Annotated in this window: 32 protein-coding genes and 1 tRNA gene; 6 read left to right on the forward strand and 27 right to left on the reverse strand. The window is 59.9% G+C overall.

What is annotated here, in order from left to right; translation table 11 throughout:
* Positions 1-2 precede the first annotated feature (2 nt).
* From SynPROS71_RS02760 to SynPROS71_RS02790, 7 genes are all read right to left on the reverse strand, one after another.
* Positions 3-839, reverse strand: coding sequence for a HEAT repeat domain-containing protein (locus tag SynPROS71_RS02760; RefSeq protein WP_370586847.1), 837 nt, complete (start codon positions 837-839; stop codon positions 3-5).
* A 111-nt stretch (positions 840-950) separates the two neighbouring features.
* On the reverse strand, positions 951-1,439 hold the full coding sequence (gene cpcA, locus SynPROS71_RS02765; RefSeq protein WP_186596476.1) for a phycocyanin subunit alpha: 489 nt from the start codon (positions 1,437-1,439) through the stop codon (positions 951-953).
* A gap of 42 nt (positions 1,440-1,481) precedes the next feature.
* Positions 1,482-2,000 carry a phycocyanin subunit beta gene (locus tag SynPROS71_RS02770; RefSeq protein ID WP_186596477.1) on the reverse strand — a complete coding sequence of 173 codons (519 nt, stop codon included), beginning with the start codon at positions 1,998-2,000 and terminating at the stop codon, positions 1,482-1,484.
* A 181-nt stretch (positions 2,001-2,181) separates the two neighbouring features.
* Positions 2,182-2,955, reverse strand: a complete 774-nt coding sequence (locus tag SynPROS71_RS02775; RefSeq protein ID WP_186596478.1) for a phycoerythrobilin:ferredoxin oxidoreductase — start codon at positions 2,953-2,955, stop codon at positions 2,182-2,184.
* On the reverse strand, positions 2,952-3,656 hold the full coding sequence (locus tag SynPROS71_RS02780; RefSeq protein ID WP_186596479.1) for a 15,16-dihydrobiliverdin:ferredoxin oxidoreductase: 705 nt from the start codon (positions 3,654-3,656) through the stop codon (positions 2,952-2,954). Before SynPROS71_RS02780 ends, SynPROS71_RS02775 begins: the two co-directional genes overlap by 4 nt.
* Before the next feature lie 5 nt (positions 3,657-3,661).
* The gene (locus SynPROS71_RS02785) at positions 3,662-4,222 is read right to left on the reverse strand and encodes a phycobiliprotein lyase (protein ID WP_186596480.1); all 561 of its coding nucleotides are present in this window, start codon (positions 4,220-4,222) and stop codon (positions 3,662-3,664) included.
* A 27-nt stretch (positions 4,223-4,249) separates the two neighbouring features.
* Positions 4,250-4,465: a hypothetical protein gene (locus SynPROS71_RS02790; protein ID WP_186596481.1), complete on the reverse strand. Its 216-nt coding sequence runs from the start codon at positions 4,463-4,465 to the stop codon at positions 4,250-4,252.
* A gap of 362 nt (positions 4,466-4,827) precedes the next feature.
* On the opposite strand from SynPROS71_RS02790, the gene cpeB reads away from it, so the two are divergent.
* The 3 genes from cpeB to SynPROS71_RS02805 all read left to right on the forward strand — a co-directional run bounded on the left by cpeB (position 4,828) and on the right by SynPROS71_RS02805 (position 6,704).
* Positions 4,828-5,388, forward strand: a complete 561-nt coding sequence (gene cpeB, locus SynPROS71_RS02795; protein WP_186596482.1) for a class 1 C-phycoerythrin subunit beta — start codon at positions 4,828-4,830, stop codon at positions 5,386-5,388.
* A gap of 54 nt (positions 5,389-5,442) precedes the next feature.
* Positions 5,443-5,937, forward strand: coding sequence for a class 1 C-phycoerythrin subunit alpha (gene cpeA, locus SynPROS71_RS02800; protein ID WP_006042151.1), 495 nt, complete (start codon positions 5,443-5,445; stop codon positions 5,935-5,937).
* Positions 5,938-6,074: 137 nt separating this feature from the next.
* The gene (locus tag SynPROS71_RS02805; protein ID WP_006042150.1) at positions 6,075-6,704 is read left to right on the forward strand and encodes a HEAT repeat domain-containing protein; all 630 of its coding nucleotides are present in this window, start codon (positions 6,075-6,077) and stop codon (positions 6,702-6,704) included.
* Here SynPROS71_RS02805 and SynPROS71_RS02810 read toward each other — a convergent pair.
* Positions 6,692-7,588, reverse strand: coding sequence for a HEAT repeat domain-containing protein (locus SynPROS71_RS02810; RefSeq protein WP_006042149.1), 897 nt, complete (start codon positions 7,586-7,588; stop codon positions 6,692-6,694). The two genes, SynPROS71_RS02805 and SynPROS71_RS02810, sit on opposite strands and share 13 nt — an antisense overlap.
* 77 nt (positions 7,589-7,665) lie before the next feature.
* Here SynPROS71_RS02810 and SynPROS71_RS02815 point away from each other — a divergent pair, with 77 nt between their 5' ends.
* Positions 7,666-8,091 (forward strand): DUF2656 family protein, encoded by a 426-nt coding sequence (locus SynPROS71_RS02815; protein ID WP_186596484.1) that lies wholly within the window; start codon positions 7,666-7,668, stop codon positions 8,089-8,091.
* Positions 8,092-8,095: 4 nt separating this feature from the next.
* On the opposite strand, the gene SynPROS71_RS02820 is transcribed toward SynPROS71_RS02815, so the two are convergent.
* Complete coding sequence (locus tag SynPROS71_RS02820) at positions 8,096-8,359, reverse strand: hypothetical protein (protein ID WP_186596486.1); 264 nt, start codon at positions 8,357-8,359, stop codon at positions 8,096-8,098.
* Positions 8,360-8,513: 154 nt separating this feature from the next.
* Here SynPROS71_RS02820 and SynPROS71_RS02825 point away from each other — a divergent pair, with 154 nt between their 5' ends.
* Positions 8,514-9,797 carry a HEAT repeat domain-containing protein gene (locus tag SynPROS71_RS02825; protein WP_038005139.1) on the forward strand — a complete coding sequence of 428 codons (1,284 nt, stop codon included), beginning with the start codon at positions 8,514-8,516 and terminating at the stop codon, positions 9,795-9,797.
* Here SynPROS71_RS02825 and SynPROS71_RS02830 read toward each other — a convergent pair.
* The 11 genes from SynPROS71_RS02830 to SynPROS71_RS02880 all read right to left on the reverse strand — a co-directional run bounded on the left by SynPROS71_RS02830 (position 9,787) and on the right by SynPROS71_RS02880 (position 18,032).
* Complete coding sequence (locus SynPROS71_RS02830) at positions 9,787-10,098, reverse strand: hypothetical protein (RefSeq protein WP_006042145.1); 312 nt, start codon at positions 10,096-10,098, stop codon at positions 9,787-9,789. The two genes, SynPROS71_RS02825 and SynPROS71_RS02830, sit on opposite strands and share 11 nt — an antisense overlap.
* 21 nt (positions 10,099-10,119) lie before the next feature.
* Positions 10,120-10,731 (reverse strand): chromophore lyase CpcT/CpeT, encoded by a 612-nt coding sequence (locus tag SynPROS71_RS02835; RefSeq protein ID WP_186596488.1) that lies wholly within the window; start codon positions 10,729-10,731, stop codon positions 10,120-10,122.
* A 15-nt stretch (positions 10,732-10,746) separates the two neighbouring features.
* Positions 10,747-11,283 (reverse strand): phycobiliprotein lyase, encoded by a 537-nt coding sequence (locus SynPROS71_RS02840; RefSeq protein WP_186596490.1) that lies wholly within the window; start codon positions 11,281-11,283, stop codon positions 10,747-10,749.
* An 8-nt stretch (positions 11,284-11,291) separates the two neighbouring features.
* Positions 11,292-11,456 carry a hypothetical protein gene (locus tag SynPROS71_RS02845; RefSeq protein WP_006042142.1) on the reverse strand — a complete coding sequence of 55 codons (165 nt, stop codon included), beginning with the start codon at positions 11,454-11,456 and terminating at the stop codon, positions 11,292-11,294.
* 119 nt (positions 11,457-11,575) lie between these two features.
* Positions 11,576-12,316: a phycobilisome rod-core linker polypeptide gene (locus SynPROS71_RS02850; protein ID WP_186596492.1), complete on the reverse strand. Its 741-nt coding sequence runs from the start codon at positions 12,314-12,316 to the stop codon at positions 11,576-11,578.
* Between the two features lie 46 nt (positions 12,317-12,362).
* Positions 12,363-13,979, reverse strand: coding sequence for a phycobilisome rod-core linker polypeptide (locus SynPROS71_RS02855; protein ID WP_186596494.1), 1,617 nt, complete (start codon positions 13,977-13,979; stop codon positions 12,363-12,365).
* Positions 13,980-14,094: 115 nt separating this feature from the next.
* A complete protein-coding gene (locus SynPROS71_RS02860) occupies positions 14,095-14,979 on the reverse strand; it encodes a phycobilisome linker polypeptide (RefSeq protein WP_186596495.1) in 885 nt (294 codons plus the stop codon).
* A gap of 151 nt (positions 14,980-15,130) precedes the next feature.
* Positions 15,131-15,835 carry a pentapeptide repeat-containing protein gene (locus tag SynPROS71_RS02865; protein WP_186596497.1) on the reverse strand — a complete coding sequence of 235 codons (705 nt, stop codon included), beginning with the start codon at positions 15,833-15,835 and terminating at the stop codon, positions 15,131-15,133.
* Positions 15,832-16,554, reverse strand: a complete 723-nt coding sequence (locus tag SynPROS71_RS02870; protein WP_186596498.1) for a phycobilisome rod-core linker polypeptide — start codon at positions 16,552-16,554, stop codon at positions 15,832-15,834. Before SynPROS71_RS02870 ends, SynPROS71_RS02865 begins: the two co-directional genes overlap by 4 nt.
* 351 nt (positions 16,555-16,905) lie before the next feature.
* On the reverse strand, positions 16,906-17,364 hold the full coding sequence (locus SynPROS71_RS02875; protein WP_186596499.1) for a hypothetical protein: 459 nt from the start codon (positions 17,362-17,364) through the stop codon (positions 16,906-16,908).
* Positions 17,361-18,032: a chromophore lyase CpcT/CpeT gene (locus SynPROS71_RS02880; protein ID WP_370586849.1), complete on the reverse strand. Its 672-nt coding sequence runs from the start codon at positions 18,030-18,032 to the stop codon at positions 17,361-17,363. Before SynPROS71_RS02880 ends, SynPROS71_RS02875 begins: the two co-directional genes overlap by 4 nt.
* Positions 18,033-18,097: 65 nt before the next feature.
* On the opposite strand from SynPROS71_RS02880, the gene SynPROS71_RS02885 reads away from it, so the two are divergent.
* Positions 18,098-18,526: a hypothetical protein gene (locus SynPROS71_RS02885; RefSeq protein ID WP_255442314.1), complete on the forward strand. Its 429-nt coding sequence runs from the start codon at positions 18,098-18,100 to the stop codon at positions 18,524-18,526.
* 17 nt (positions 18,527-18,543) lie between these two features.
* Here the strand turns inward: SynPROS71_RS02885 and SynPROS71_RS02890 are convergent, their stop codons facing one another.
* The 7 genes from SynPROS71_RS02890 to SynPROS71_RS02920 all read right to left on the reverse strand — a co-directional run bounded on the left by SynPROS71_RS02890 (position 18,544) and on the right by SynPROS71_RS02920 (position 23,426).
* The gene (locus SynPROS71_RS02890; protein WP_186596500.1) at positions 18,544-18,783 is read right to left on the reverse strand and encodes a hypothetical protein; all 240 of its coding nucleotides are present in this window, start codon (positions 18,781-18,783) and stop codon (positions 18,544-18,546) included.
* A 16-nt stretch (positions 18,784-18,799) separates the two neighbouring features.
* Positions 18,800-18,872 (reverse strand) — tRNA-Phe (locus tag SynPROS71_RS02895).
* 30 nt (positions 18,873-18,902) lie between these two features.
* On the reverse strand, positions 18,903-19,565 hold the full coding sequence (locus tag SynPROS71_RS02900; protein WP_186596501.1) for a ComF family protein: 663 nt from the start codon (positions 19,563-19,565) through the stop codon (positions 18,903-18,905).
* Between the two features lie 22 nt (positions 19,566-19,587).
* Entirely contained in the window at positions 19,588-19,875 is a 288-nt protein-coding gene (locus SynPROS71_RS02905) for a DUF2470 domain-containing protein (RefSeq protein ID WP_186596502.1), read from the reverse strand.
* Positions 19,876-20,039: 164 nt separating this feature from the next.
* The gene (locus SynPROS71_RS02910) at positions 20,040-21,308 is read right to left on the reverse strand and encodes an FGGY-family carbohydrate kinase (RefSeq protein ID WP_186596503.1); all 1,269 of its coding nucleotides are present in this window, start codon (positions 21,306-21,308) and stop codon (positions 20,040-20,042) included.
* Positions 21,309-21,325: 17 nt separating this feature from the next.
* Complete coding sequence (gene metK, locus SynPROS71_RS02915) at positions 21,326-22,585, reverse strand: methionine adenosyltransferase (RefSeq protein WP_186596504.1); 1,260 nt, start codon at positions 22,583-22,585, stop codon at positions 21,326-21,328.
* A 58-nt stretch (positions 22,586-22,643) separates the two neighbouring features.
* Complete coding sequence (locus SynPROS71_RS02920) at positions 22,644-23,426, reverse strand: HAD family hydrolase (RefSeq protein ID WP_186596505.1); 783 nt, start codon at positions 23,424-23,426, stop codon at positions 22,644-22,646.
* Between the last annotated feature and the right edge of the window lie 6 nt (positions 23,427-23,432).

Here is a 23,432-nt window from a genome sequence, read left to right on the forward strand (position 1 = left end):
GTTCAGAGCAGAGCATCCATCGCATCGAGTACGGCCTCATCCGGGTCGGAGCTGCCTGTGGATTCCGCCAGCCCTCGCAGGGCGATTAGTTTCAGGCTGTTTTCAGCCAATGTTGAGCTGATGGCTCCCAGGGCTGGATACCAGCCGGTGGCACCAAGATCCATCAGGGCTGCCCGCCGTACCTGCAGCTGGTCATGTCGCAGCAATGCGACCATCTTGTCCCCCCATTGGGATTCACCGGTGAGCTGAAGCAGAGCCCTGCAGGCGGAACTGCGCACCACCGGACGCTCGTGGTCGAGGAACAGATGCAGCACCTGAAGCACCTGAGCCTCAGCGACACCGATATCGCCCAAGGCTTCAAGCAGGGCGTCACAGGGTTCCTTCAGTTTTGGCGTGCCGTCCTCTTGGGCGCCAGCGACGGCTGGCCCGCTGGCCAGCCGTTCCACGAGAAGTGGAACGGCTGCTTTGGCGTTCAGCTGTCCGAGCGATCGAGCTGCTGCTTCCCTTAATCCATGGTCGTCGTCGTTGAGGGTCTCCAGCAGATCGGGAATCGCCGGGGCGGCAATCGGGCCAAGCTTCCCGAGGGCTCGAGCAGCATTGCGAGCCACCGCGTTCTCCTCCACATCGTCTCCCAGTCGCCGCGGTCGCCGCTGTTGAAGCGCTTTCCTCAACAGGATCACCGTTTGGGGATGCTGGCTGCGTTGACGACCCAGCCACCATGCGGCGTAGTACTGCGCTGAGGGATCGTCATCCAGTTGCAGACGTCTGAGGGCCTCAGCTTCATCGATCGGATCGCCCGTGCCGCTCTGGGTGGCATCGGCTCCCGGTTGCATCGCCATGACGGAGCTGGTCTTTAGTGTTGATCTTGCCATTGGCATGGCAAAAGAAAGGCCTCCCTTGCGGGAGGCCTGAACTTTGCTGGCATTCAAAGCTGCTGGCTGATTGTTCGATCAGACCAGGGCGTTGATGGCGTAGTCGAAGTAGTTGTTGGCTTCGGTGGCAGCCTCACCACTGAGGCCGTGGTTGGCCTTGATGTACTTCAGAGCTTCCACGTACCAGGAGGGGGAGAGCTCGAAGGTGCGGTTGATCTCATCGAGACCAGCGATCAGGTAGTCGTCCATAGGACCGGTGCCACCAGCGACCAGGCAGTAGGTCACCATTCGCAGGTAGTAGCCGATGTCACGGGAGCACTTGGCCTTACCTTCCGGGGTGGAGGCGTAGGTCGGTCCCTGCATCTGGGTGGTGTAGGGAAACTTGGTATACACGGCCTGTGCAGCACCGTTCACCAGGGTGTCAGCCTTGGCGGTCAGGGCTTTGGCAGCCTCCAGGGAGGCTTTCGCACGGTTGAAGCGTCCGAAAGCACCCTGGATTTCCGTATTGCTGAGGAAACGTCCTTGGGAGTCTGCTGCGGATACAGCTTCGGTGAGGGGGGTTTTCATGGATCCGAGGAAGATGATTGTGACGGTCTGAACCGAGCCTGATCAGGCAACAGCGGCGGCAGCGCGGTCGAAGTAGGTGCCGATTTCGCTCATCAAAGCTGTGCAGTCGCCTTGCGTAATGCCGTTTCTGTCGTTGGCGATCGAGATGGCGGAGTCCTTCATCAGATTCACGCCGGCAGCCACGGAAGCACCGGGGGTGCCCAGAGCCAGGTAGGTCTCACGCAGACCGTTCAGGCAGCGGTCTTCCATCACGGAAGCGTCGCCGGTGAAGATCGCGTAGGTCACATAGCGAAGGATGATCTCCATGTCGCGCAGGCAAGCAGCCATGCGACGGGAGGTGTAGGCATTGCCGCCTGGGGCGATCAGTGCAGGCTGCTGGGCGAACAGCTGGCGAGCTGCGTCGGCAACGATGCTGGAAGCGTTGCTGGTGATGCGGTTGACGGCATCCAGGCGCTTATTGCTTTCGGAAACCATCGCGGCCAGGGCGTCGATTTCGCTGGCGTTGAGGAATTGGCCCCGGGCATCGGCCTGGGCGACAACCTTGGTGAAGGCGTCGAACATTGGTTAACTCCTTGGATCTTGATTGAAGATTAGGAATCTTCAGAGCTGAATGGGGACGGCCGGGAAGCTGTGCCCATCCCGTCGTTGGAGATTCTCGCCAATGGGTTTGGACAGTCCCGAAGGCTGTTCATAATGTTTAATCCCCTGTCGATCAATTAATCGAAGGGCGCGCTCGCTGCAGTCAGTCCAGATCGAAAAGCACATCGTGGATCAACCGTTCGGTCCATTCCTTTCCGTGGAAACGGCCAAGCATGCCCCGTGCGGGATCTTTTTCTGCTCGGTAGGTGGTGTATCGCCTTTGCCCATCCAGCAGCCTTGATTCCCGTTCGTTGGATACGGGTTCAGCGTTCATCACCAGGTCCAGATACAGCGTGAGGTAGTCGAGATAGGCAGGAAACACCACATCCTTGATCAGGGCATCTCCTTCGGGCCCGAGTGGAAGACGCGTCCAGAGGAAGCAGGGAGAGAAGAACGGTTCCGCCTCTTCCGGGATCGGCCCTCCTCCCGGCAGGCGATCTCGCCAGCGTTGAAAAATCGGCGTCAGCTGGTCCCAGACCGCTTCTGTGTGCAGACGGTCTGTTTTCAGAGCCGGTTGAAGATCGAGGGCGATGAGGTGGCCATTGGGAAGGGTGACCAGGTCGGCACCGAAGAACGGCAGGTCGAAGCTGGTTTTGGGGTTGATCACGAGATTCAGCACCGAGGCTGCGGACCCGGCCTCCACACAGGCGGCTCGGATCTGACGGCACTTGTCGGTTGAACAAGCCCAGACCTGCGTGTGCGCTTGGACGGGGCGTGAGGCGGATCCAACAGAATCGCGTTGATCGAGGAAGACGGGCGCGACGGGATAGGGCTGCGGATTCAGGAATTCCAGGCGGGACACTGCTTCCATCAGGAAAGGCTCCCAGCGCCAGCCATCCAGGCTGATGGGATCAAGGCTGTTGGAACGTTGCGTCATCGTTGGGCCGATGGGAAGAGAAATTCGTGGAGAAAGCGATCTGACCAGGTTTTCCCGAAGTGACTGGTGAACAATCCATGGGCAGGATCGCGTTCAGCGCTGTAGAGGTCGTAAGCCACCTGCAGGTCTGCCACCTGCTCGGGCGGTAGCAGGGAGGGTGCTGCTGCCGACGCATCGTGCATGCGCCAGAAGCAATCAAGGAACGAGTCGAAAGCGGAGGGCAACGATCGGGTTGCTTGATCGGCGCCGCCTCTGCAGAACAGAAGCCAGGGGGAGAAATATTGATGAGGGTCGAAGGACCGCATCGTTTCCTCCCCACTCAGATCAGGGAAGCGCTGATGGAGGGCTTTTAGACCGCTGAAATGCCGGTCCATGTAGTCGGGAGCCTGAACCAGGGGTTGAAAGTCGAGGACCGCGACCAGTTTCTGGCGAGCACCGAACCACAACAAATCGATCCCCAGGATCGGATGGTCGAGCGTGTGTTCGGGATAGGCCACCGAGTTGAGAACCTGAAGCGAATCGCCCGCATCCAGCCTGGTCACCCGCCAGCGGCGGAAATCTGGAACGTCCCAGAGCCAGCTTCGAATCGAGCTTTGATTGCGTTCTGACTGCTGGACTGCCAGGTCTTGATCCAAAGGCAACAGCGTGCCTCCCCGGTCTTGGATGCCCTGATGCAAGTCGTCGAGAAATGGATCGAACATGGATCTCAAGCCTCGCGAAGGGCTGTCTGGCGGGCATGAGACAAGATGTCATCCGTGGTAGGGCATCGGCGCTCAGTGCAGTAAGTCGTCATGGTGACGCCGTCCATGCATTGCACGGAGCTCACGCGCATGCGGAGCTGATCGGTCACAAACCAACAGCGCTCGATGCCGACACTGGTGTCGTATCGGGTCGTGATGGTGAGAACGCCCTCCTCATCAAAGCGGTAGCGGCTGACGACGGCTTGCTTCTCGACGTAACCCTTGTCTCGTAGCAGAAAACCCTGCCGGGGATCCTCTCGGTCGGCCACGTCGACGAGAGCGGCGGCGCGGTCTTCACTGCGCTCGCTTTCCTTGAGGTTGCTCTCCCACCAGAAGCGCGCTCCCCCGCAGGCCAGGTTCTTGTCGACACCCAGGGCCGCACAGATCGATGCCACGCAGTCATCCTCAGTTCCAAATGGCGCCACTGTCAGGTTGGAGTCACCCGCCTCATCGTCTTGGTGATCCATGTGATGCACCACGCGGCGAATCATCCAAGTGCCCGCACTGGCGCTCAGAAAGTCGGTCATTGAGCAGGGCTTGGTACGCATCGTTTCTTAGGCGTTGCTCTCGCTGCGGATCTGTTCGTCCAGCTGGGCTAACACGGCCTCGAGGCGCTGCAGCTCGGGATGTTCGCTGAGTGTGAGTTCAATGCGCTTCTGGGGCAGCTTCAGTTTCTGCCCCATGGCGACCACATCGTCTTTCAAGCGATCCCTGTAGGCGGAGAGTTCCTCGACGGTGGCTTTCAGGTCATCGAGAGAGGGATCAGCCATAGCGATCAGAAACTTTGGGCCGGAGCGTAGGCGGCCAGATGGAGCACTGATGAAGATGAAGGAAATCTGAAAAAGAGCTCTTTATCGGGTTCCCATGGATGTTGTTTGCGCTGGCAAGAGCTGGAAACCCTTGTGCTGGCCTTGTTGAAGGCTGTTCCGTCTCTGGATGACGAACCTTTGCGTGATGTGTAGCACCTCGGTGGTATCGATCGTTTCTGCTTTTAATTTCATGGAGCGCTTAGAGCTTCGGCTCAAGCCTTTCAGTCATCAGCTTTTGGACCACTTGGTTTGATCGCGGCAGTCGGATCCTTCGGAATCCGGGTGCAATCGATGGCTTTCTTCCCTCAATGTCCTGCTTTCCAATGCTCGACGCATTCTCCCGCGCCGTCGTTAGCGCCGACGCTAAAACTGCTCCCATCGGTGGCGGTGAACTGGCTTCCCTGAAGGGCTTCGTTGCCGAAGGCAACAAGCGCCTCGACGCTGTGAACGCCATCACCTCCAATGCCTCCTGCATCGTTTCCGATGCTGTGACCGGCATGATCTGCGAGAACACCGGCCTGATCCAGGCTGGCGGCAACTGCTACCCCAACCGTCGCATGGCTGCTTGCCTGCGTGACGGTGAGATCGTTCTCCGCTACATCTCCTACGCCCTGCTGGCTGGCGACTCATCTGTGCTGGATGACCGCTGCCTGAACGGCCTCAAGGAGACCTATGTGGCTCTGGGTGTGCCCCTTCAGTCCGCTGCTCGCGCTGTGGCCATCATGAAGGCTTCCTCCACGGCTCACATCAACGAGACCAACACCACCGGCACCAACCCTGTGGAGACCCGTTTCCGCAAGATGGAAACCGTCCAGGGTGACTGCTCTGCTCTGGTTGCAGAAGCTGCTTCCTACTTCGACCGCGTGATCAGCGCCCTCAGCTGAATCAGCGAGAGATAACTCTCTTTTTCAAAGCACACTTCAACTAAGGGTCTCATCATGAAATCCGTTGCAACAACCGTTGTGACCGCCGCTGACGCCGCCGGTCGCTTCCCTTCCCAGAACGACCTCGAAGCCGTTCAGGGCAACATCCAACGTGCCGCTGCCCGTCTGGAAGCCGCTGAGAAGCTGGCTGCCGGTCTGGACGCCGTCACCAAGGAAGCTGGCGACGCCTGCTTCAACAAGTACCCCTACCTCAAGCAGCCCGGTGAGGCTGGTGAGAACCAGACCAAGGTGGACAAGTGCTACCGCGATCTGGGCCACTACCTGCGCCTGATCAACTACTGCCTCGTGGTTGGCGGCACCGGCCCTCTGGACGAGTGGGGCATCGCCGGCGCTCGTGAGGTGTACCGCACCCTGCGTCTGCCCACCGCTCCCTACGTGGAAGCTCTGACCTACACCCGCGACCGCGCTTGCGCTCCTCGCGACATGAGCCCCCAGGCTCTGAACGAGTTCAAGGCTTACCTCGACTACGCCATCAACGCTCTGTCCTGATCAGGTTCTGATTCAGTCGAACGTTGAAAGGGGGCCTTCGGGCCTCCTTTTTTTTGTCTTGTTGAGATCATGGGTTTGGGAAGTCCGAGCCCTGATCTGCGTTTTAGGGTCGCGTCTTCATCGCTTGAATCGCGGACATGGGTGCTGAACACGACGCCGTGCCCGACCTCGATCGGTTGTTCGCCGATCTGGCTCACCCCAATCCCTACATCCAGACCGAGGCCTTCACGGCGATGGCGGAGCATTGGCAAGCCGAAGCCATGCCGCGTTTGATTGCTCTGTTGGACCAGCCCGATGTGTCGCTGCGGCGGGCTTCCGTACGGGGGCTGGGTGCATTCGGGGAACGTGCCATGCAACCCATCGCCGATTGCTTTCGCTCCAGTGCTGATGGCACCGTGCGGGCCAGTTGTGTGAAGGCCTATGCCCAGTTGGCCTCCAACTACCCCGGGCTTCCCTTCAGCGAGGAGGCGATGCAGGTGCTTCGCGATGGCCTTCAGGACAGCTCACCGGTGGTTGCTGTTGCCTCCGTGATGGCTCTCGGTCAGGTGGGGCAGCAGGCTGTTTCGTTGCTGCTGGAGATCAGTCGCGGTGACAATCCGGCCCAGGGTGTTGCTGCGGTGAATGCCTTGGCTGAGATCAACGACCCTGCTGTGGAGCAAGGGTTTGAAGAGCTGCTCGCCGACCCAAGCATCGATGGCTATGTGCGTGAAACGCTTACTTCAGCTTTGCTGCGTGTGCGCGATCTCAAGGCGCGTCAGCCGTCCTGATCCAGCTGGTTGATGGCGAGTTGAAGCACCGCTTTGACGTCGGCTTGTTGTTCCCGTTCCAGTTGCTGGGACAGGCTTGCAATGCTGCCCGCTGCTTGCAATTTCATCAGGGAGAGTGCCGCATTTTTGCGGACCTGCCCTTGTGGATCGCTGAGTAGGGGTTCCAGTCGGGGGACGGCCCAATCGGGGCTGTGCAATTTGCCCAGCAGGGTTGCTGCTTCCGCGCGAACGTCGGTTTCGGCATCGGTGAGCGCATTTTCCACCAGCTCTCGGGCGGCATCGTCCCCCAGGGCTTGGATCTGATCGCCGAGGGCTGCAATTGCTGCACAACGAATTTCCGCATGCTCCGATGTGGCGGCCTTGCGCAGCGCCTCCGGTGCACGGGCCCCCACGAAAGCCAGGCCCCAACTGGCCAGTCCCAGCTGCATGGCGGTGCTGCTGGGATTGATCAGAATCTCGAGCATTCCATCAATGGCTTCTTCTCCCACGGCGGCCATGGCACCCACGGCGGACCCCTGCACCACCGGATCCGGATCCTGTAGCAGGGCCTTCTGCAGCACGGGGAGTGCCCGGGGGTCTTCGATCAAGGTGAGCGTTTTGGCTGCTGCGCGCCGCACCGTGACGCTTTCATGCTCAGCCAGGGCGCGACACAACGACGGCACGGCAGCCTTGCCCACCACGCCAAGGCTCTCGGCAAAGGTGAGACGCATCAGGCCGCGGGGATCACCCAGACCGGCCACCATCCGCTCGATGCTTTCACCGTCGGCAGCAGGCACCTCGCCATTGCGCAACTGCTGCTTCAGTTCTTTCGCCAGTTCACTGGCTTCGTCTTCGTTCAGCTGTTGGCTTTGCCCGTTAACGGACAGAGACGGAAGGTCACTCATAACCGTTGCGCACCGGAGGCCATGAATTATCGAACTTCGTCCTCTCGCTCTAGGGTCTTCGTCACAGAGCTAGAGCCATGACCTGCTTCGTCCTTTCTCACAACTTGCAGGTGCAGTCTGAGGATTTACCGGCCTTGTCTGCTGCCGAATTGGCTGCCGGTTTGCAGGCCCATGGGGACTGGATCAGCACCGTTGAACCGCTGGCTCACCCCCATTGGTTGGTGAAGCTGGAGGCAGAGGGCAGTGCCGATGAGCTGGCCGATGCCCTGGTTCGGACCTGGCGGTCCTTCCGCAAGGCATGCGGACACGCTGAGGATCACAACCTGCTGGCCCTTGGGGGTCGGAAGGACACTGCTGGCGCCCCTGGTTCACCGCTTCAAGAGGGCAGTTGGGGCGTGGATGTGGTGGAAACCATTGATGGCCCTGCTTTCCTGCAGGCCATCAACTGGGAGGGTTTGAAAGAGGGACGCCCAGCTGATGGCGTGTTTGAACGCAGCGCCTAGGGCGTCACTTTTTGGTGCGGCGTCTCCGCTTGGACGTTTCTTTGACCGGGCTTGTGGCCTCTGCCGAAGGGGTTGGCTGCGCCTCTGCCGTTGCCGTGTCTGCACCCTGTGCCCGCACCGACAAAATCTGGATGCCGCGTTGATGCATCAGCTGAAAGTTACGGCTGAGCAGGTTGAAGGGCACACGTTGGTGCCGCGCGCTGCGCAGGGGCATATCAACGCCGATGCCCGTGGCCACGTGCAAGGAGTTCGCCAAGGAAGGCCCCATTTTGTGCTCGAAATGACTTGTGTCAGGTTGCCCTGACTTAGTGATTGTTTCCAGCGCATGGACACTTCTTAATGCAAGCGCCACTGCGGCCATCGGCGCTGCAGAGTCGTGGTCTGTTTCTGCTTGGGCGGGCGCTGCCGCCGGGATTGTTTTCGTGAGCCGCTTCGACAACATCCATCAGGGCTTGTCCCACGAGGAAGCTCTGCGCATTCTCACGTTGCCGTTGGACCAATTGGATTCCGCCAGTGACTACTACATGGCGGTGTCGCACCTGATCAACTTCCCGGGTGAGCCCACCCAACGCGCCCTGATTGAGCTGCTGAACGACTCGGATGAGCAGCAAGCCAAAAAGCTGGCGCGCCGCAAAGCCGTTGAAGTGTTGGGCCGGCTGAAGGTGGACGAGGCAGCTCCTGCCATTGGCAGCTGCTTGGACAGTGATGACCCCTACCTGGTGGAGAACAGCGCCTGGGCGTTGGAACAGCTCGGGAGTGCATCAACAGCCCTGCATCAACGCATGACTGCTTTGCTGCAGGACCCTGCACAGAACAGGCGTGTGCTGATTCAGAGCTTGGCCGGGTTGAAGGTCACGGCGGCGTTGCCCGCGATTGAAGCGCTGATCGATGACGACGTTCCTGGGGTGCGCGGTGCCGCACGCTCGGCGTTGGCGCGGTTGACGGGGCGGGTGGATCAGGTGGCAGCCCTGGAAGACCACCTCACGCTGCCCAACCAAATGGACCGGCATTCCGCCATTCAGGATCTGATCGATTGTCAGGCCGTTCAGTGGCTGCCCAGCATCCTCCAGGCCCCGGTTTCGCCGGTGTTTCGCATGCGCGCGCTTACCGCGCTCTGGCCCGAGGGGGCCCTCACCTGCGAGGGGCTCGACCTCGTCGAAGCTGTTGATCGCCTGTTGCTGGATCGTCCGGATGATCTGGTGTTGGTGCATCGCTACGACGCCACGCCGGCCGACGATTTCCTGATTCAGGAATTTTTCGGCACGGATTTCAGCCGCGCTTATCTCGGGCTGACGACAGTTCGTTCCCGGCCAGCGCTGTTGCTCTGGCCGTTGCTGAAGCAGCGCTGGATCGACGAGGCTCACAATGATTACGGGGCCCACTATTTCTTCATCCGCTTGTTCACCGCCGTGCGCGACTGGCCGGACGATGCCCTGGAGACCATCACAACGTGGTTGCTGGAGGCGGTGGACACACGCCGGCCCCAGTTCATGAAGTCCAAGCCCGCGGCACTGCTCGGCTTGGCAGCCCTGGCTCCAGATGTGTGCCGACAGCACCTCAGCCGCTGGCTCGATCCGCAAGCCACCTCCTTCTGGGAGTGCCGCTATGCCGCCGTGATGGCCATGGATCAGCTGGGCGTTGCGCCTGAGTCGGATGCCGATCCGCATCCGTATGTGTCGGCCCGCTTGGCCCGTGTCAAGAACTGATCTCTGAATAGCGGGTTTTGTTGGCCCCGCGGCTTGCCCAGTACTGAACAAGTTGTTCCCCGCCGGGGCGGGGAACACTGGCGATGGCGCGCAGAATCTTGAAGGAACGGTTCGGACCCATGGGCCAGTTGCCCACAGCCTTCACTTCACGAACACGGCCTCCCATCGATCCAAGGCAGCTCTCGAAGCGTTCGAGTTGGGCCTGATCAACAGTTTCGAAGATGAAGTCGGTGCCCTGACAGATCAGATGCTGGGATCGGATCCAGGTTCTCAGCTGTTTTTCGGCAGGGCTTGCAGGCATGGTTTTAAAAAGTTGCCTGGCTCAGTCGTTGAGCCCCTTGAGCCAATCTTCATTCAGATCGTCGGCCAAGGACGCGACCCGTTGAAACTGCAGCATGCCGTGTTCTGACCCCCAGACCAGGTCATCGCTGTCTGGATCGAAGCCTCGGTCACGGCTGCTCCAGGAGTGCGCATCCACTTGCACTTCACTCACCAGATAGGTCAGCCGTCCATCCCGAGGAACCAGGCATCCTTTGCCGGGCTCAACGCGGCCTTCATAAGCATTGGCGCCACAACTTTGGAAGTGCATTGCGCAGCCGCAGCGCGCTTGAAGCGTGTCGGGTTGGATGGCCGCCAGCAGGGCGGGGTGCTGGGGCGCACCGGCGACCCGTTCCGGTTGGGCCATGCCGAAGTTCTCCACCACGTGAACGCCGTTGTCGCCTTCGCGCAGCCGGTGCACGCCCTGGCGGTAGGGACGCCAGGGATCGTGGTCATAACTTTGCTCTGAATAGAAGCCAGGCCCCTTCAGCACATCCCAGGGCAGCGGCATGAAGAAGATGTTGATGTGCGCGAATTTGCTCGGGTCGTTCTGGGCTTGTTCCTGGTTGCTGTAGTGGCCGCAGAGCGTGCGGGCGAAGAGCAGGGAAGGATGCATCGGTACCAGGCAGGCTCAGACAGACAACCGCCTCACCTCGGAGGCGAAGGAGGTTTGCAGCACCCCGGATCCTTCGGAGGTGCGCAGCACGGAGGAGCGGCAGCGCACGTGTTCGGAGACAAACCAGATCCGCTCTTCAGCGATCGACTGCCCGTAGCGGGTGTTGAGCACGAAGGTGCCATCCGAGAGGAAGCGATAGCGGGAGATCGCCTGTTCTGCTTCGGCGTAGCCCACACTGCGAAGCAGTTGCCCTTCCGTGTCGTTGTCAGGCACCGGAACGAGGATGCAGGACCCCGCCGAGACCTCGGACGGATCATCGGGCTCCCAGTCGCTTTCGGCATTCCACTCCATCAGGAACGGCGCTTCGGGTTCTCCTGAAAGAGCAGCCGTCTGCTCTTGAATCAACTCCTGAACGCGTTTGTCGTCGAGCTTGAGCCGCTGGATGCTGATCTGGCTCAGCACCTCTTCAAATTGCTGAAAAGCGAGGGAATGGCCGCTTCGCATGGAGCGCCATTGACCCTCGCTGCGTTCGACGAACGTCGCAAGATTCATTGAGGAAATCAGCCCTTGATTTCCGTGTTCGCACTGGAATCGGTGCGCGCTGTTTGCACCATGTGCACCATGGATTCCACCATCATCGCCATCGCCATCGGCACGCTGGCGGTGGATGGCCCGTTGGTTTGGCCCGGCCGTTCGTTGGGGTTGCTTTGACGAAGTAGGGGCATAGGACCAATCGAGGGTGGGTCGTCGTGACCCGGACAGAACTAAAAAAGCCCGGAAGCTTGGCTTCCGGGCTTGATCATGCAATGAATTGCGGGCCTGTTGGGGCTGAAGGCCTCAAGGATTAAGTGTTCGCAATAGAAAGAATGCGACCACCACGCTTCTGAATGGCCTGGATGCTCGTGGTGAGGGAGCTGTAGGGAGCCGAGGTGCGTTGCACCGAGCGGCGACGCACACCCACAGGGGATGCCGTGGTCCAGGTGATGGTGTAACGCTTGCTGTCCCGGTTGCCGGGGCCGGGGGTCTTGGGACCGGCAGCAGGGGCAGCATTGGTGCCGATGCTCGAGAGCAGGATGGAGGAATTACTGCCGTCAAAGCCTGCGAAGCCGGAGTCCATTGCCACGGAGCGGGTGTAGCTCACATTGCTCTGACCCAATTGGCTGCTGTTGCCGCGCATCGCCGGAACATCGTCGACACCGAAGGCGTTGAGGTATTCGTTGCTGTAGGTGTAGCTGTTGATTTCAGCTTCATAACCCTCGTTGGCGAGGCGCTGAACGTGCTCACTGAGCTCGGCTTGGTTGTGGGGGGCACGACCAAGCAGATGCTTGAAGTTGAGCTCAACGAAGCGGTAGGGACCGTTCTTGTCCAGGAACAGACGGCGGTAGGTGTCCGACTGGGCAAAGGCGGTCACTAGGCCCTGAACGTTGAGGTCGCCATTCATGTAGAGGCTTTCGGCAGAGCTGCAGCGCTCTTCGTCCATCAGGTGGGCGTTGCCGAACACCTGGCGGTAAGCCGCACGGATCACGGCCTGGGCCTGGGCTTGGCGCAGGTCGGAATTCGCGGTGTTCACGGTGGCTTCAGTCATCAATCGAAGGGGGGGACGGGGGCAGGAAAGGGTTGATGAACAGTGATCAGATCACTTCGGTGATCGACACGATCCGGCCACCGCGGCGGTGGATGTAGCCCAGCTGGGATGTCATGTCTTTGCCCGAAACGAGATAGCTGGCATTCGGCGTGCGCTGACGGCCACCCGCCGGCTGGGCTTGAACCACGATCCGGTAGCGCTTGCCGGTGGGCTCGGTTGTGCCGGATGCAGCGCCGACGCGGTTGATGCGCTGGGTGGTGCTGTTCCAGTTGTTGGGCGAGCTGTTCGTTGCAACCGAGGTCACAAGGGTGGAGCTCGACTGAACGGTGTCGCTGGAGGCGTAACCCTGAGACAGGGCAAGGTTGCGGTTGAAGGCCACCTGGGAGCGACCGTTCTCGGTGCTCACGCGCTGATAGGGAATCGTGTACTCCCCAAAGGCTTCCTGATACTCGCTGCCATCGAGGTAGCTGTTGATTTCAGCTTCGTAGCCTTCGTTGGCCAGGCGCTGGATGTGCTCGCTCACCTCAGCTTGAGACACGGGTGCGCGTCCCAGGAGGTGTTTGAAGTTGAGCTCAACGAAACGGTAGGGGGCGTTGCTCTCGAAGAAGCGACGGCTGTATTCAGACGAAAGGGCGATGGCACGCACAAATTCACGGGTGCTCAGGGTGCCCTCAGCGAATTTGCTTTCAGCGGTGAGGCTGCGCTCGCTTTCCATCAGGTGTGGGTTGCCCATCACCTGGCGGTACGTGGAGCGGATCAGGGCGTTGATCTGATCGGCGGAGTCGCCCTCGCAGCGTTCGAAGATTTCTTGAACCCGCTGGCCAAGGCCAAAACCGACGTAGAGGTCTCCACGCATCGGTGCGCTGTCACCACCATCAGCGGTGCTGCGCTTCACCGGTGCAAAGACACCGCGTGCGCTGCCGGTGCCGCTGAAACCACCAGCAACCGAACCGCTGCGATACACCTGAGCAGGGGGATTGATGCGGATGCTGTAGCCCTGGGCCAGGTTGCTCAGCAGCTGACTGCGGCTTCCGATGGCCGTGTCGCTGCCGGCAAAATTCTGCTCGAGTGCGGCAATGCGGTTGAAGCTGGCCTGGGGCTGACCGGCCTGGCTGTTGAAGCTGCTCGGGTAGGGAACGGTGTCTTCCCCGAAGGTTTGGATGTACTCGTCGGAATCCAGGATCCCGTCGATGGCGGCCTCGAAACCACCGTTGGCCATCAGGGTCACCTGGGCGGTGATTTCCGCTTCGTTGACAGGACCGCGGCCCAGCAGATGCTTGAAGCTCAGTTCAACAGCACGGTGGGGGCCAACCGCCTCGAAGTAGCGGGACCGGTAAAACTCTGATTTGGCGATGGTGCGGATGAACTCACGCACACTGATGTCACCGTTGCGGAGCATGGATTCGGCGCTGGTGGCACGCTCGCTTTCCATGGGTTGCACGTTGCCAAACACTTGGCGGTAGGCAGCCCGCACGGTGGCGGCAAATGCAGTTTCGTCGTCTGCTGCGAAGAAATCGACGGAAGCCTTGGTGCCCTGATTGCGGAAGTCGCCGTTGCTTACGGCTGCACTGCCGGAGGGAGTGCGGGTGCGGGAGTAGGAGACGGGGCCGGGGATCAGTTGGGTGGCGCCGAAGCCAAGGGCGTTAGAGCTGTTGGAAGACATGGGAGAATTGGTGTTGGAGAGCCTTGTTTGGGAAAGCAGGCGTGACTCCCAGAAGCTTCTGGCTGGTCTCACCAGTCGGAAGCTTCTGCTGTGGGAGCAGGACTGAGGGTGTGCCTCAGTTCGCGGGGGTGATGCTGGCGATCGTGCCGCCCTCGGCATGGATGCGCTTGAACTGCTCGGAGAGCTTGTCGAAGGGCACGTAGTACACCCGGTTGGAGCGGGTGTAGCGGGAGATGCGTCGCACGTTGTTGGCGCTGTAGCCAGTGACTTCCACGCGGAAGGTCTTGCCCTGATCGCCAGCGCCGCTACCCAGGCGGGTGGCGGCGTCCTGCAGGTTCTTGGAGGGGCGGAAGCTCCAGCCCTGGGTTTCGCTGGAGGAGGGGGGGACCACCGCCATGGGGCGGTTTTGGTAAGCGTTGCCGCCCAGCTTGCTGGTGATGCCGGAGAGATCGCCTTTCAGGCTGCTGCTGCTGTTGCCCCGCAGCAGCTGGAAGCTCCAGGTGAACTCCTGCATGGTGGTGCAGCTTTCGGTCTTCCAGCCGCGCTGGTAAGGCACCGTCCACTCACCAAAGGTGTTCTGGTAGTCGTCCGAATCGAGGAAGCTGTCGATGTCGGCGTCGTAGCCCTTGCTGTCCAGACGCTCGGCGTGGGCACGCATTTCATCGAAGTCGACGGGCGCGCGTCCCAGCAGGTGGCGGAAGGCCAGCTCGATGTAGCGGTAGCGGGCGCAGGTGTCGAAGAAACGACCGCGGTACAGCTCGCTCTTGGCAACCATGCGCACGAACTCACGCACGCTGATTTCGCCGAGCTTGAACTGGGATTCAGCCACGAGCTGACGCTCGCTCTCCATCACGTAGGCGTTGCCAAGCACCTGCTTGTACACCGCATTGATGATCTGTTCTTTCTTGGCGTCGTCATCTCCGGGGATCAGCTCGAGGGGAGCTTCGCTTTCCTGAGAGAAACGCTCAACCCCGAGGAGTGAGGCAGGACCGAAGGGCATAAACAGCGGATGACAACTCGCTGCCATGCTCAGATGTGATCAGGGATGCGGGCGTGTTTCGCAATAAAGCTCAATCAATTGTGTTTGAGTGTTGCGTGACACTGCGTTTTTTTGACAGCGACCTGCTCTGCTGGTAAGTGCTGAATCACTCTTAAGGGTTGACGGCCGCTGCGTCGAGGGACGCCCTCGTGCTTTGCCGTGTCAACGGATTCCAGCAGTCAACCTCCTGAATGGGCCTGCTGAGCAGTTGGCTCCTCAGGGGGTCGAGGCCTGTTGTTAAGGAGAAATCGGCGCCTCGGATGGACTCCACCCCTTCAAGCCCCGCATCCGTGAGGTCGGCTCCGCGGAAGTCGGCAAAGTCAAGCTGACAGCTTCCGAATCGGGTGCCACGGCATCGGGCACCTCGAAGCACGGCGTGGCGCAGATCCGCTCCCACCAGTCGCACCTGGTCCAGGAGGCAACCGCTTAGGTCGGCTCCACTGAGATAAGCGCCCATCAGATTGGTGCCTCTGAGGTCCATGTCTCTGAGGTTGGCTCCATTCAGGAAGGCACCGTTGAGGCGAGCACCAGGTCCAACTGCACCGGTGCTGCGGATCTCAAAGCCCTCGGGGAACACCGTCTTGCTGTCGTACCGCGCCAAGCGCAGATCGGCTCCCTCCAGAACACAGGAGCTCAGATCACTGCCCCTGAGATCGACGCGACAGAGAAGCGCGCCACTCAGATCGATGGAGCCGAGGACGAGGCCGCTCCAATCCGCCCCCCGGGCATCTTTAAGAGGGCCCGAGAGGGTTTCAGGTCGTGTTCGTTCAGGCGGAAGCCAGTGGGCCAGCTGCAGCTTGGAATCCAAGGGGGTCAACGGGTGCTGAGCATCGAGCCTGCCACGATCAGGAGGATTCGCAGGATTTCCACACTGCCGACCAAGGCCAGGCCCAACCAGAAAGTCTTGGCCCACGCCGGTGGCGTCTGCATCCAGGCGGGACGCTGGTTGGGTGCAGCCTTCGTTTGCAGCTTCTGCTCCCAGATCATGTCCCTGTGCTCGCTGCCGTAGCGAGGGAAGCGCTGGTAGATCGGCATCTCTCCGCGAGGAGCGCCAGGAATCACCCGTGATCGATGGCTTGGTACGTCGTCATACCCAAAGGCATTGAGATATTCAGTGCTGTCCAAGACAGCATCTACAAAACCGCTAAAACCTTTTTCAGCGATCACAATTGACCAACTGATCCGCTCGTTTTGGCCGTGAACCGGACGCCCAAGCACGCGTCCCACGACCTGATCGACGAGTCGGTAGTTGTTGTTGCAGGAGACATAACCTTCCTGGAACCTCCTCGAAAGCAGCAGGCCGCGGATGAAGTCACGGGTGGTGATGCCGCCGTCCAGGAACTGTGACTCCAGGTTCACGTCCCGGTCGCACTTCATGGCATGGAAGAAGATTTGCTGGTAAGCCTTTTCGATCTGAGCGCTGCGATCGCCGCGGCTGGGAAAGGTTGCCCGGTTGAGTTCGGACGTCAGTCCACCCTGATCGCTGACGCGTTGGTTTTGGCTCGTCAACGGGTACTTCAGGAGTGGAAGTGCCATCAGTAGAAATGCTTAACTACGCATGAGGATTTTCAGCCTTCGGATCGGTTCTGTGGCGGCGCCTTCGCTTCTCTTCATCACATTGAGAATCGTGTGGCTGCTGTGCCCAAGAGTTGCCCTTAATGCTTCTCCTTGGCTGCTTGAGCTGAGGTCTTTCATCACGCGGCCCAGGCAGTGACTCCTGTCGGATCGATGTGCAGAGCCTTCTCCGTCAAGGCTGACCGGCAAGACATGGACGCAATCTCCTTAGTAGGCATCAGCCCCTGCCATGACTTGGCGGAGTGTTTTGGGGCTGGAGGGGGTTGATCGAGTCCGCACGCCTTGGCTCGCTGGACTCAGGCTTTGATTGGGTCAGAGCTTGCGGCTGTCATGGCCCTGACAATCCAGAGGTCGTTGAGGCAATACGGGGCACGCCGTCAGCCAGCCATGGCGTTCGAGATAGAACGCCCAGGTCATCTCCTCCGCAAGGCCTGGGCAGTGCTTCGGTACCGCTTCAGCCAGGTGTGATGCCACCCCGAGTGTCTGGAGCAGGTTCACGATGGCTCCAGCTTGGTTGATCGAGGTGTCGCGAATTGCAGCCCCGACAACCCAGGTCAGCTTTGTGTCCTCCAGGGCGCAGGAGCTGCTCTCACATGCCAGAAGAATGTTGCCGGGATCAGTGATCGTCAGAAGTGTGTCTTGCCAGAGCGTTCGATCGTCCGGCTTCACATTGATGCGCAGAACGCCGTCACCGATGGATAGGCGAAGCTCCATGTCTGGAGCCAGCTTCGACGTGAGCGAACGGATGATGGCTTCAGACGATTGCGTCACCTGTCCTCCCCATTGCCCATCACAGTACCGCCGCTGTTCTTGAGATCAGTGACCCATTGATCAGGAATCTCAGCGCTGTGATCGTCCGTGCGTTTGAACTGGAACGCACCTGCGATCGATCCCCATAGATGCTCGTGTGTCGCCGGGTCGTACCCCCGGTCGATGGTGCTCATCCCGTCATCCGTGAGCTCAAAGCTGCTCACGAGATACGAGGTTTTCCCCCGACGGGTGACCAGGCAACGGCATCCAGGTTCAACCTCGCCACGGAACCCCTCATCCGTTTCTTGCACTTGGTATGAGCACCCCTCTAGCAATGTGAGATCGGCTGCCGTGAGCAGGCTGCGTCGCTGTGGGTCTTCAACGCTGCCCCAGAAGCGCTGGTCGTCGCGGATCGCGTAGTTCAGGATCAATAGGCCACGCGTCGGGCAGATGGTCGGTTGCAGCACCCGAACTCGGTAGGGCTCGTTGGAGGCGATGGCGTAGGCCTGCTCGAGCAAGAGAGAGCCCGGATCCAGCTGGGGCAGAGGACGTAGCCGCACCAAAATGTTGCCGTAAAGAGGCGGGTTTTCAAACGCTTGCTCTTGGTTGCTGAAGCTGGCGCTGAGGCTTCGGATCAACCGGATGAGGGCCTCATTCATCGTGGTGTCGATCACAGCTTCTTTCCCCATCCTGCTGGTTGAGATCTCCTTGCTGGACAACATCTTCACGATCGATACGATCCGCGGAGAATGCATTGTCCTTACTCCTTATGACCTCTGGTGATGCCTCCTTGGCCACGGTGCAGCAGCTCAGTCGACAGCTCCATGCCGTGAGTGAGATTGCAGAGTCACTCACGCTTCGGTTGCTGTCGCTGGAACAGAGAATCCAGCAGCTCGAGGAGGAGGTTGACCATCCATCTGTCAATGACGAGGAGAGTCAACAGCTGCTCACCAAGAGCAGTGACCGACTGCGTCATCTGCATGGGCTGCTGACAGAGGAGCCTTCCGCACCTGATCTTCGGCTTGTTGAGGCTTCCGAAGAGCCGGTCGACGAAACGGTGTATGTGGATGATCCCCAGATGGACCATGCAGAGATGGATCATGCAGAGATAGACCCTGCAGTCGAAGAAAACGTTGAAGATTCAGCTGTTGATCAAGAACAGATTGATCTGCTCAGTGCTTAGGCGATCAAGCCCCTGATTCAGCCTTCAAGATCAAGCAACCTCACGCGAAATCTGGCGACCTGCCGTGCCTGTTGGGGGCTGGACTGGATGAATGGATGATCATCGAAGGTTTTGATCACCGTTTCAATTTGCTCATCAAGATCGAGCCCAGAAAGCAACCCTTTGCTATGGCATTCTTTCCATGCAGGATCGAATGCCATAGCAAAGCCGTCGGCATTGTTGAACTGACGATCGTCATTGACAGGAAAACGTATCAACGAACGATTGGCGGAATGCCAGGACCCAGATTTGAACTGGGGACACGGCGATTTTCAGTCGCCTGCTCTACCAACTGAGCTATCCCGGCGCGTTGTCTACGCGACATGGAGATCTTAAATCACCGTGTGCGTCCCAGGGGCGTTCTGCCGAGGCAGATCACACCGCTCACGATCATTTTGCACTCGTTCAGGGTGTTCATGGCAGCCTGGGCCGTGGCTCCGCTGGTGAGGATGTCATCCACAAGCCAGAGTTCTGGCGCTCTTTCCCTGGTGCCAGGACAAGCTTGGGAGACCGGCATCCCTGGTTCTACAGCAAAGCTTCCCTGTTGATTCGCCATCCTCTGCTGGCGGTTGAGATGGTGCTGGCCGACGGTCGGCCGTGACCGTTTCAGTAGCGCTCGGGTGGTCCGCTGCAGGGACCGACAGATCATCAAGGGCAGTGGATTGCTTCTTGATTCGGTTTTCCAGCCGGGAATGGGAACCAGAACGGCATCGTTTGGCAGCGTTGCACCGAGGCCTTCGGTGAGTGCTCGCAGAAGACGGGGGTCCGGATGGCGCCTCAGCTTCAGAATGAGTTTCCGTAGCTCTCCGTCGTACCAACCCGCCGCCCTCCAGCGGTAGGGATGGATGCCCTGCAAACCTCGCGCAGGAAGAGCGACGTGTTGCCAGCACGCTCGGCAGAACGGTCCCTGTTGAGGACAACGTTCAATCTCCCTTTTGCAGTTGGGGCAGCAGGCCGTGGTGAGCAGATCCTTCAGGCAATCCTTGAGGAGAATCAGCAATGCATGCTCTTCAGCGCTGTTCTCAGGATTCCCCTCCGGTCATAGGCGCTGGCATGGCCCGAAGCATGGCCACCATGGTTCTGTGCGCATCTTCGCTGTCAGTGAGCACATGGTCGAAGGGGATGCGCACGGCCTGGTTGTTCACGTCCAAGGTCATCGCCTCAGCTGTGACCTCTTTCATCGTTGCCGCTGTTGCGGATGAAACCCCGCCGTAATGGTGGGCATAGCGCAGTACTGCATCGCTGTGGTCGTCATTCATATGACGGCAGATGCGGTCGCTGACTTCAGGGGTGAGAGGGTCGGCAGCCATGGGGATCAAGAGCGGTCAAGGTGTTTCAACCGAAGCGCTGCCAAAGCAACAGCGCCAGGCGGAAGCCGCTGAACCCCACATAGCCCGCCAGAACCAGGAACAGACCCACAGCCAGGACGTCACGTAGTCGGTTGGGCAAGGGTTCAGAGAAGCTCAACCGATTCTCACTCGGAATGGTTCGCCGCAGGGGACTTTTGTTGCAGAGCGGTTAGCGCCAGACGGGCGACTCCTGCAGCCGGGGGAGTGGTGCAGCTCCGAATCGGCAGTCCCAGCATTCGCTCGCGCAGTCGTCGCCATTGCGGGTTTCTGGCGCCACCTCCCAAGGTCACGAGCTTTTTGGGTGCCGGAGCTCCGAGTTGCTGCAAGCGTTGCCAGCCATCCCGTTCGATTTTGCTGAGCCCTTCGAGCAGTCCGTGGAGATAGAGCGCATCACTGACGGGACGAGGCGTGAGCACGGGTTCCTGATGCGGATCATCCACGGGGAAGCGCTCTCCCCGGCAGGCCAGCGGTCGTAGATCGAGCCCGCTCGACCTTTCGGGATCGATCTGACGGCTCAGTTCTGTTAAGTCGATGCCTGGGAATACCTGACGGAGCACGGCTCCTCCGCTGTTCGACGCTCCTCCTCCAAGCCATCGGCCACCCACCCGATGGGTGGAGGTGCCGGCTCCAGGCCTGAGTGGCTCATCTATGAAGCGCTTGATGACGAGGGTGCTTCCAAGCACGGTGATGCCCTCATCGTCTGCCGCGTCTGCCGTCAGCACCGCGGCGTTGGCATCCGTGGTGCCGGCGACCACGATCAGGTCATCGGGTAGGCCGAGGTCTCTGGAGCGCTGCCTTGAAAGCGTTCCCAGAGGCGATCCGCTGGGGCGGATGTCGGGCAACGACGCCATCCACGCTTCTCCGTGAAAACTTTCCGGCCAGCACTGGCGTTGCAAAAGCCAGCCCAGTCTGATGTTGTTGCCTTCTTCTCCCCAGCGCCAGTCCTGAAGAAGCCACCCATGCACCCAATCGGCCTGGTGTCTCAGCAAAACAGGCTGCGGATGTTGTTGCAGCAACCTCAGGGCACGGGCCAAGCTGCCACTTGCGCTGCAGGCAGGACCGTCCTCGGTGATCAGATCACGCACGCGCTCGATCTGTTCTGGACAGGCCTGGTGGTAAGGCAGTGCATCGCCAAGGGGATTCCCCTGATGGGTGCAGGCGAGCAGCGTGCCGGAGGTCCCATCCACAGCGAGAGCCCCCAGTTGCCTGCGGAGCGGCGCGGGGATGGATGGGATGAGTTCTTCGAGAGCCCGAATCCAGTCAGACGGTGCATGCAGACCCTGGCGGTAGCCGGTCGCGGCGCTGAACAGCAGCGACCGGCTGGTATCGATCACGGCGATCCGCACACCACTTGTTCCCAGGTCGATGCCGAGGGCAAGCGGCGTGTTCGCCATGGTGTTAACGCCTGTGATCAGAGGGTGTTGCCCTGTTGAAGACGGCTGGCTTCAGCCTGAAGAAGGCTTGATGCTTTGCTCTCGACATCTTCCCAGGGCAGCTTCAGGTCGGGACGGCCGAAGTGGCCATAGGCAGCGGTGTCGCGGTAGAAACGTCCTCCGCTCAACGAGGGCATCTCACGCAATTTGAACTGCTGGATGATGGCTCCAGGACGCAGATCAAAGTGCTGTTGCACCAATTCGGTGAGTTCAGCATTCGAAACTTTGCCGGTTCCGAAGGACTCCACCAGGATCGAGACCGGCTTGGCCACCCCGATGGCATAGCTAAGCTGCACCTCAGCGCGTTGAGCAAGTCCTGCAGCCACAAGGCATTTGGCCACGTAGCGGGCTGCATAAGCTGCCGAACGGTCCACTTTTGTGGGGTCTTTTCCAGAGAAGGCACCACCGCCGTGACGGGCATAACCCCCGTAGGTGTCCACAATGATTTTTCGACCTGTGAGTCCAGCGTCACCCTGGGGGCCTCCCACCACGAACTTGCCTGTGGGATTCACCAAGTAGCGCGTGGAGTCTTTCGAAGGCTTCAGCGGAAGATCGGCCGTTGCAGGTTCCACCACATGGGTCCAGAGGTCGTCGCTGATGCGTTCACGAACTTGCTGTTCATCAGTCATTCCAGCCACCTCAGCGGTGTGCTGCGTTGAGATCAAAATGGTGTCGATGGCAACGGGTTTGTCGTTCTCGTAGACCACGCTCACCTGGGTTTTGCCGTCTGGAAGCAGATAATCCAGGGTGCCGTTGTGACGCACCTCGGCCAACCGACGGGACAGTCGGTGCGCCAGGCTGATGGGCAACGGCATCAGCTCTGGGGTTTCGTTGCAGGCGTAGCCGAACATGATTCCCTGATCGCCCGCGCCGACCTTGTCGAGAGGATCTCCCTCGTGGTCGTCGGCTTCATCAACACCTTGGGCAATGTCGGGAGACTGTTGATCGAGTGCGACGAGAACGGCACAGCTGTTGGCATCGAATCCACCGGCCCTGGCACCGCTGTAACCGATCTCTCGAATGACATCACGAACGAGGTGGATGAAGTCAACCTGGGCTTTGGAGGTCACTTCACCCGTGATCATGCAAAGCCCGGTATTGACCACCGTTTCACACGCCACTCGGCTGCTGCTGTCTTGGGCCAGCAGGGCGTCGAGAACGGCGTCACTCACCTGGTCACAGATTTTGTCGGGATGCCCTTCTGTGACCGATTCGGAGGTGAAGACGTAGCGACTCATACCGGGCTGGTGAATTCGTCGGACTGTAAAGCGTGGAGTTCCCGGATCATGGTCGTCCTCATGGCTGGACCACGGTGAGGTCTTGCCAGTGATGAATCAGATGGTCATGAGCCGTGAGATCAGGGGATCGATGCCAACCTGCTACGTAGCCAATGGCGGCTCCGATCCCCGCACGCTTGGCCATCAACAGATCGGTGTCGGCATCGCCGATGAGAGCGCAGCGATCGACCGATAGGTTCAATTGTGAACACAGGGCGTGAACTGCTGCGGGATCTGGTTTGCAGGGCAAGCAGTCAGCACTCCATACCGCCGCAAACATGTCGGTGAGATTGTGATGTCTCAGAAAAGCTTGAATGCCATCGGTGGTGTCATTGCTGATCACTGCACAGATCACACCGGCGTCCTTCAGCGATCGAAGCATGGTGGAGGCTGCCGGCAACATGGAGACGGAATGCCCTCTGGGATGCAGTGCCTGCCACTGAACATCGACACGATCAAAGATGTCTTCTGCCATTAGCAGGGCCTTGGGCCAACCCAGAGCCATTTGTGCGAGCACCGTGGCTGTGCTCAGGATGTTGTGCTGCCTGGAAGCCACAGCCAGGGTCCCATCCGGCAGCACTCCATCTTTGCTGCGGCCATAGGTGCGAACCAGCAGCGCTCCCAGCTCCTTGATGTCTTCGCTCGAAGTGCCCAGAGCTGCGAACTGACGCTTGGCCTCTGCGATCCGTGCATCAGCCAGGATCTTGAGCTGAGGCTCGCTATGAGAAAGGGTGCCGTCCTTGTCGAACAGCACCCCATCGATAGGACCAATGCGATGGCCCCGGAGGTTTAGATGAGCCAAGGGGGC

Source organism: Synechococcus sp. PROS-7-1 (assembly GCF_014279795.1).
GTDB lineage: Bacteria > Cyanobacteriota > Cyanobacteriia > PCC-6307 > Cyanobiaceae > Synechococcus_C.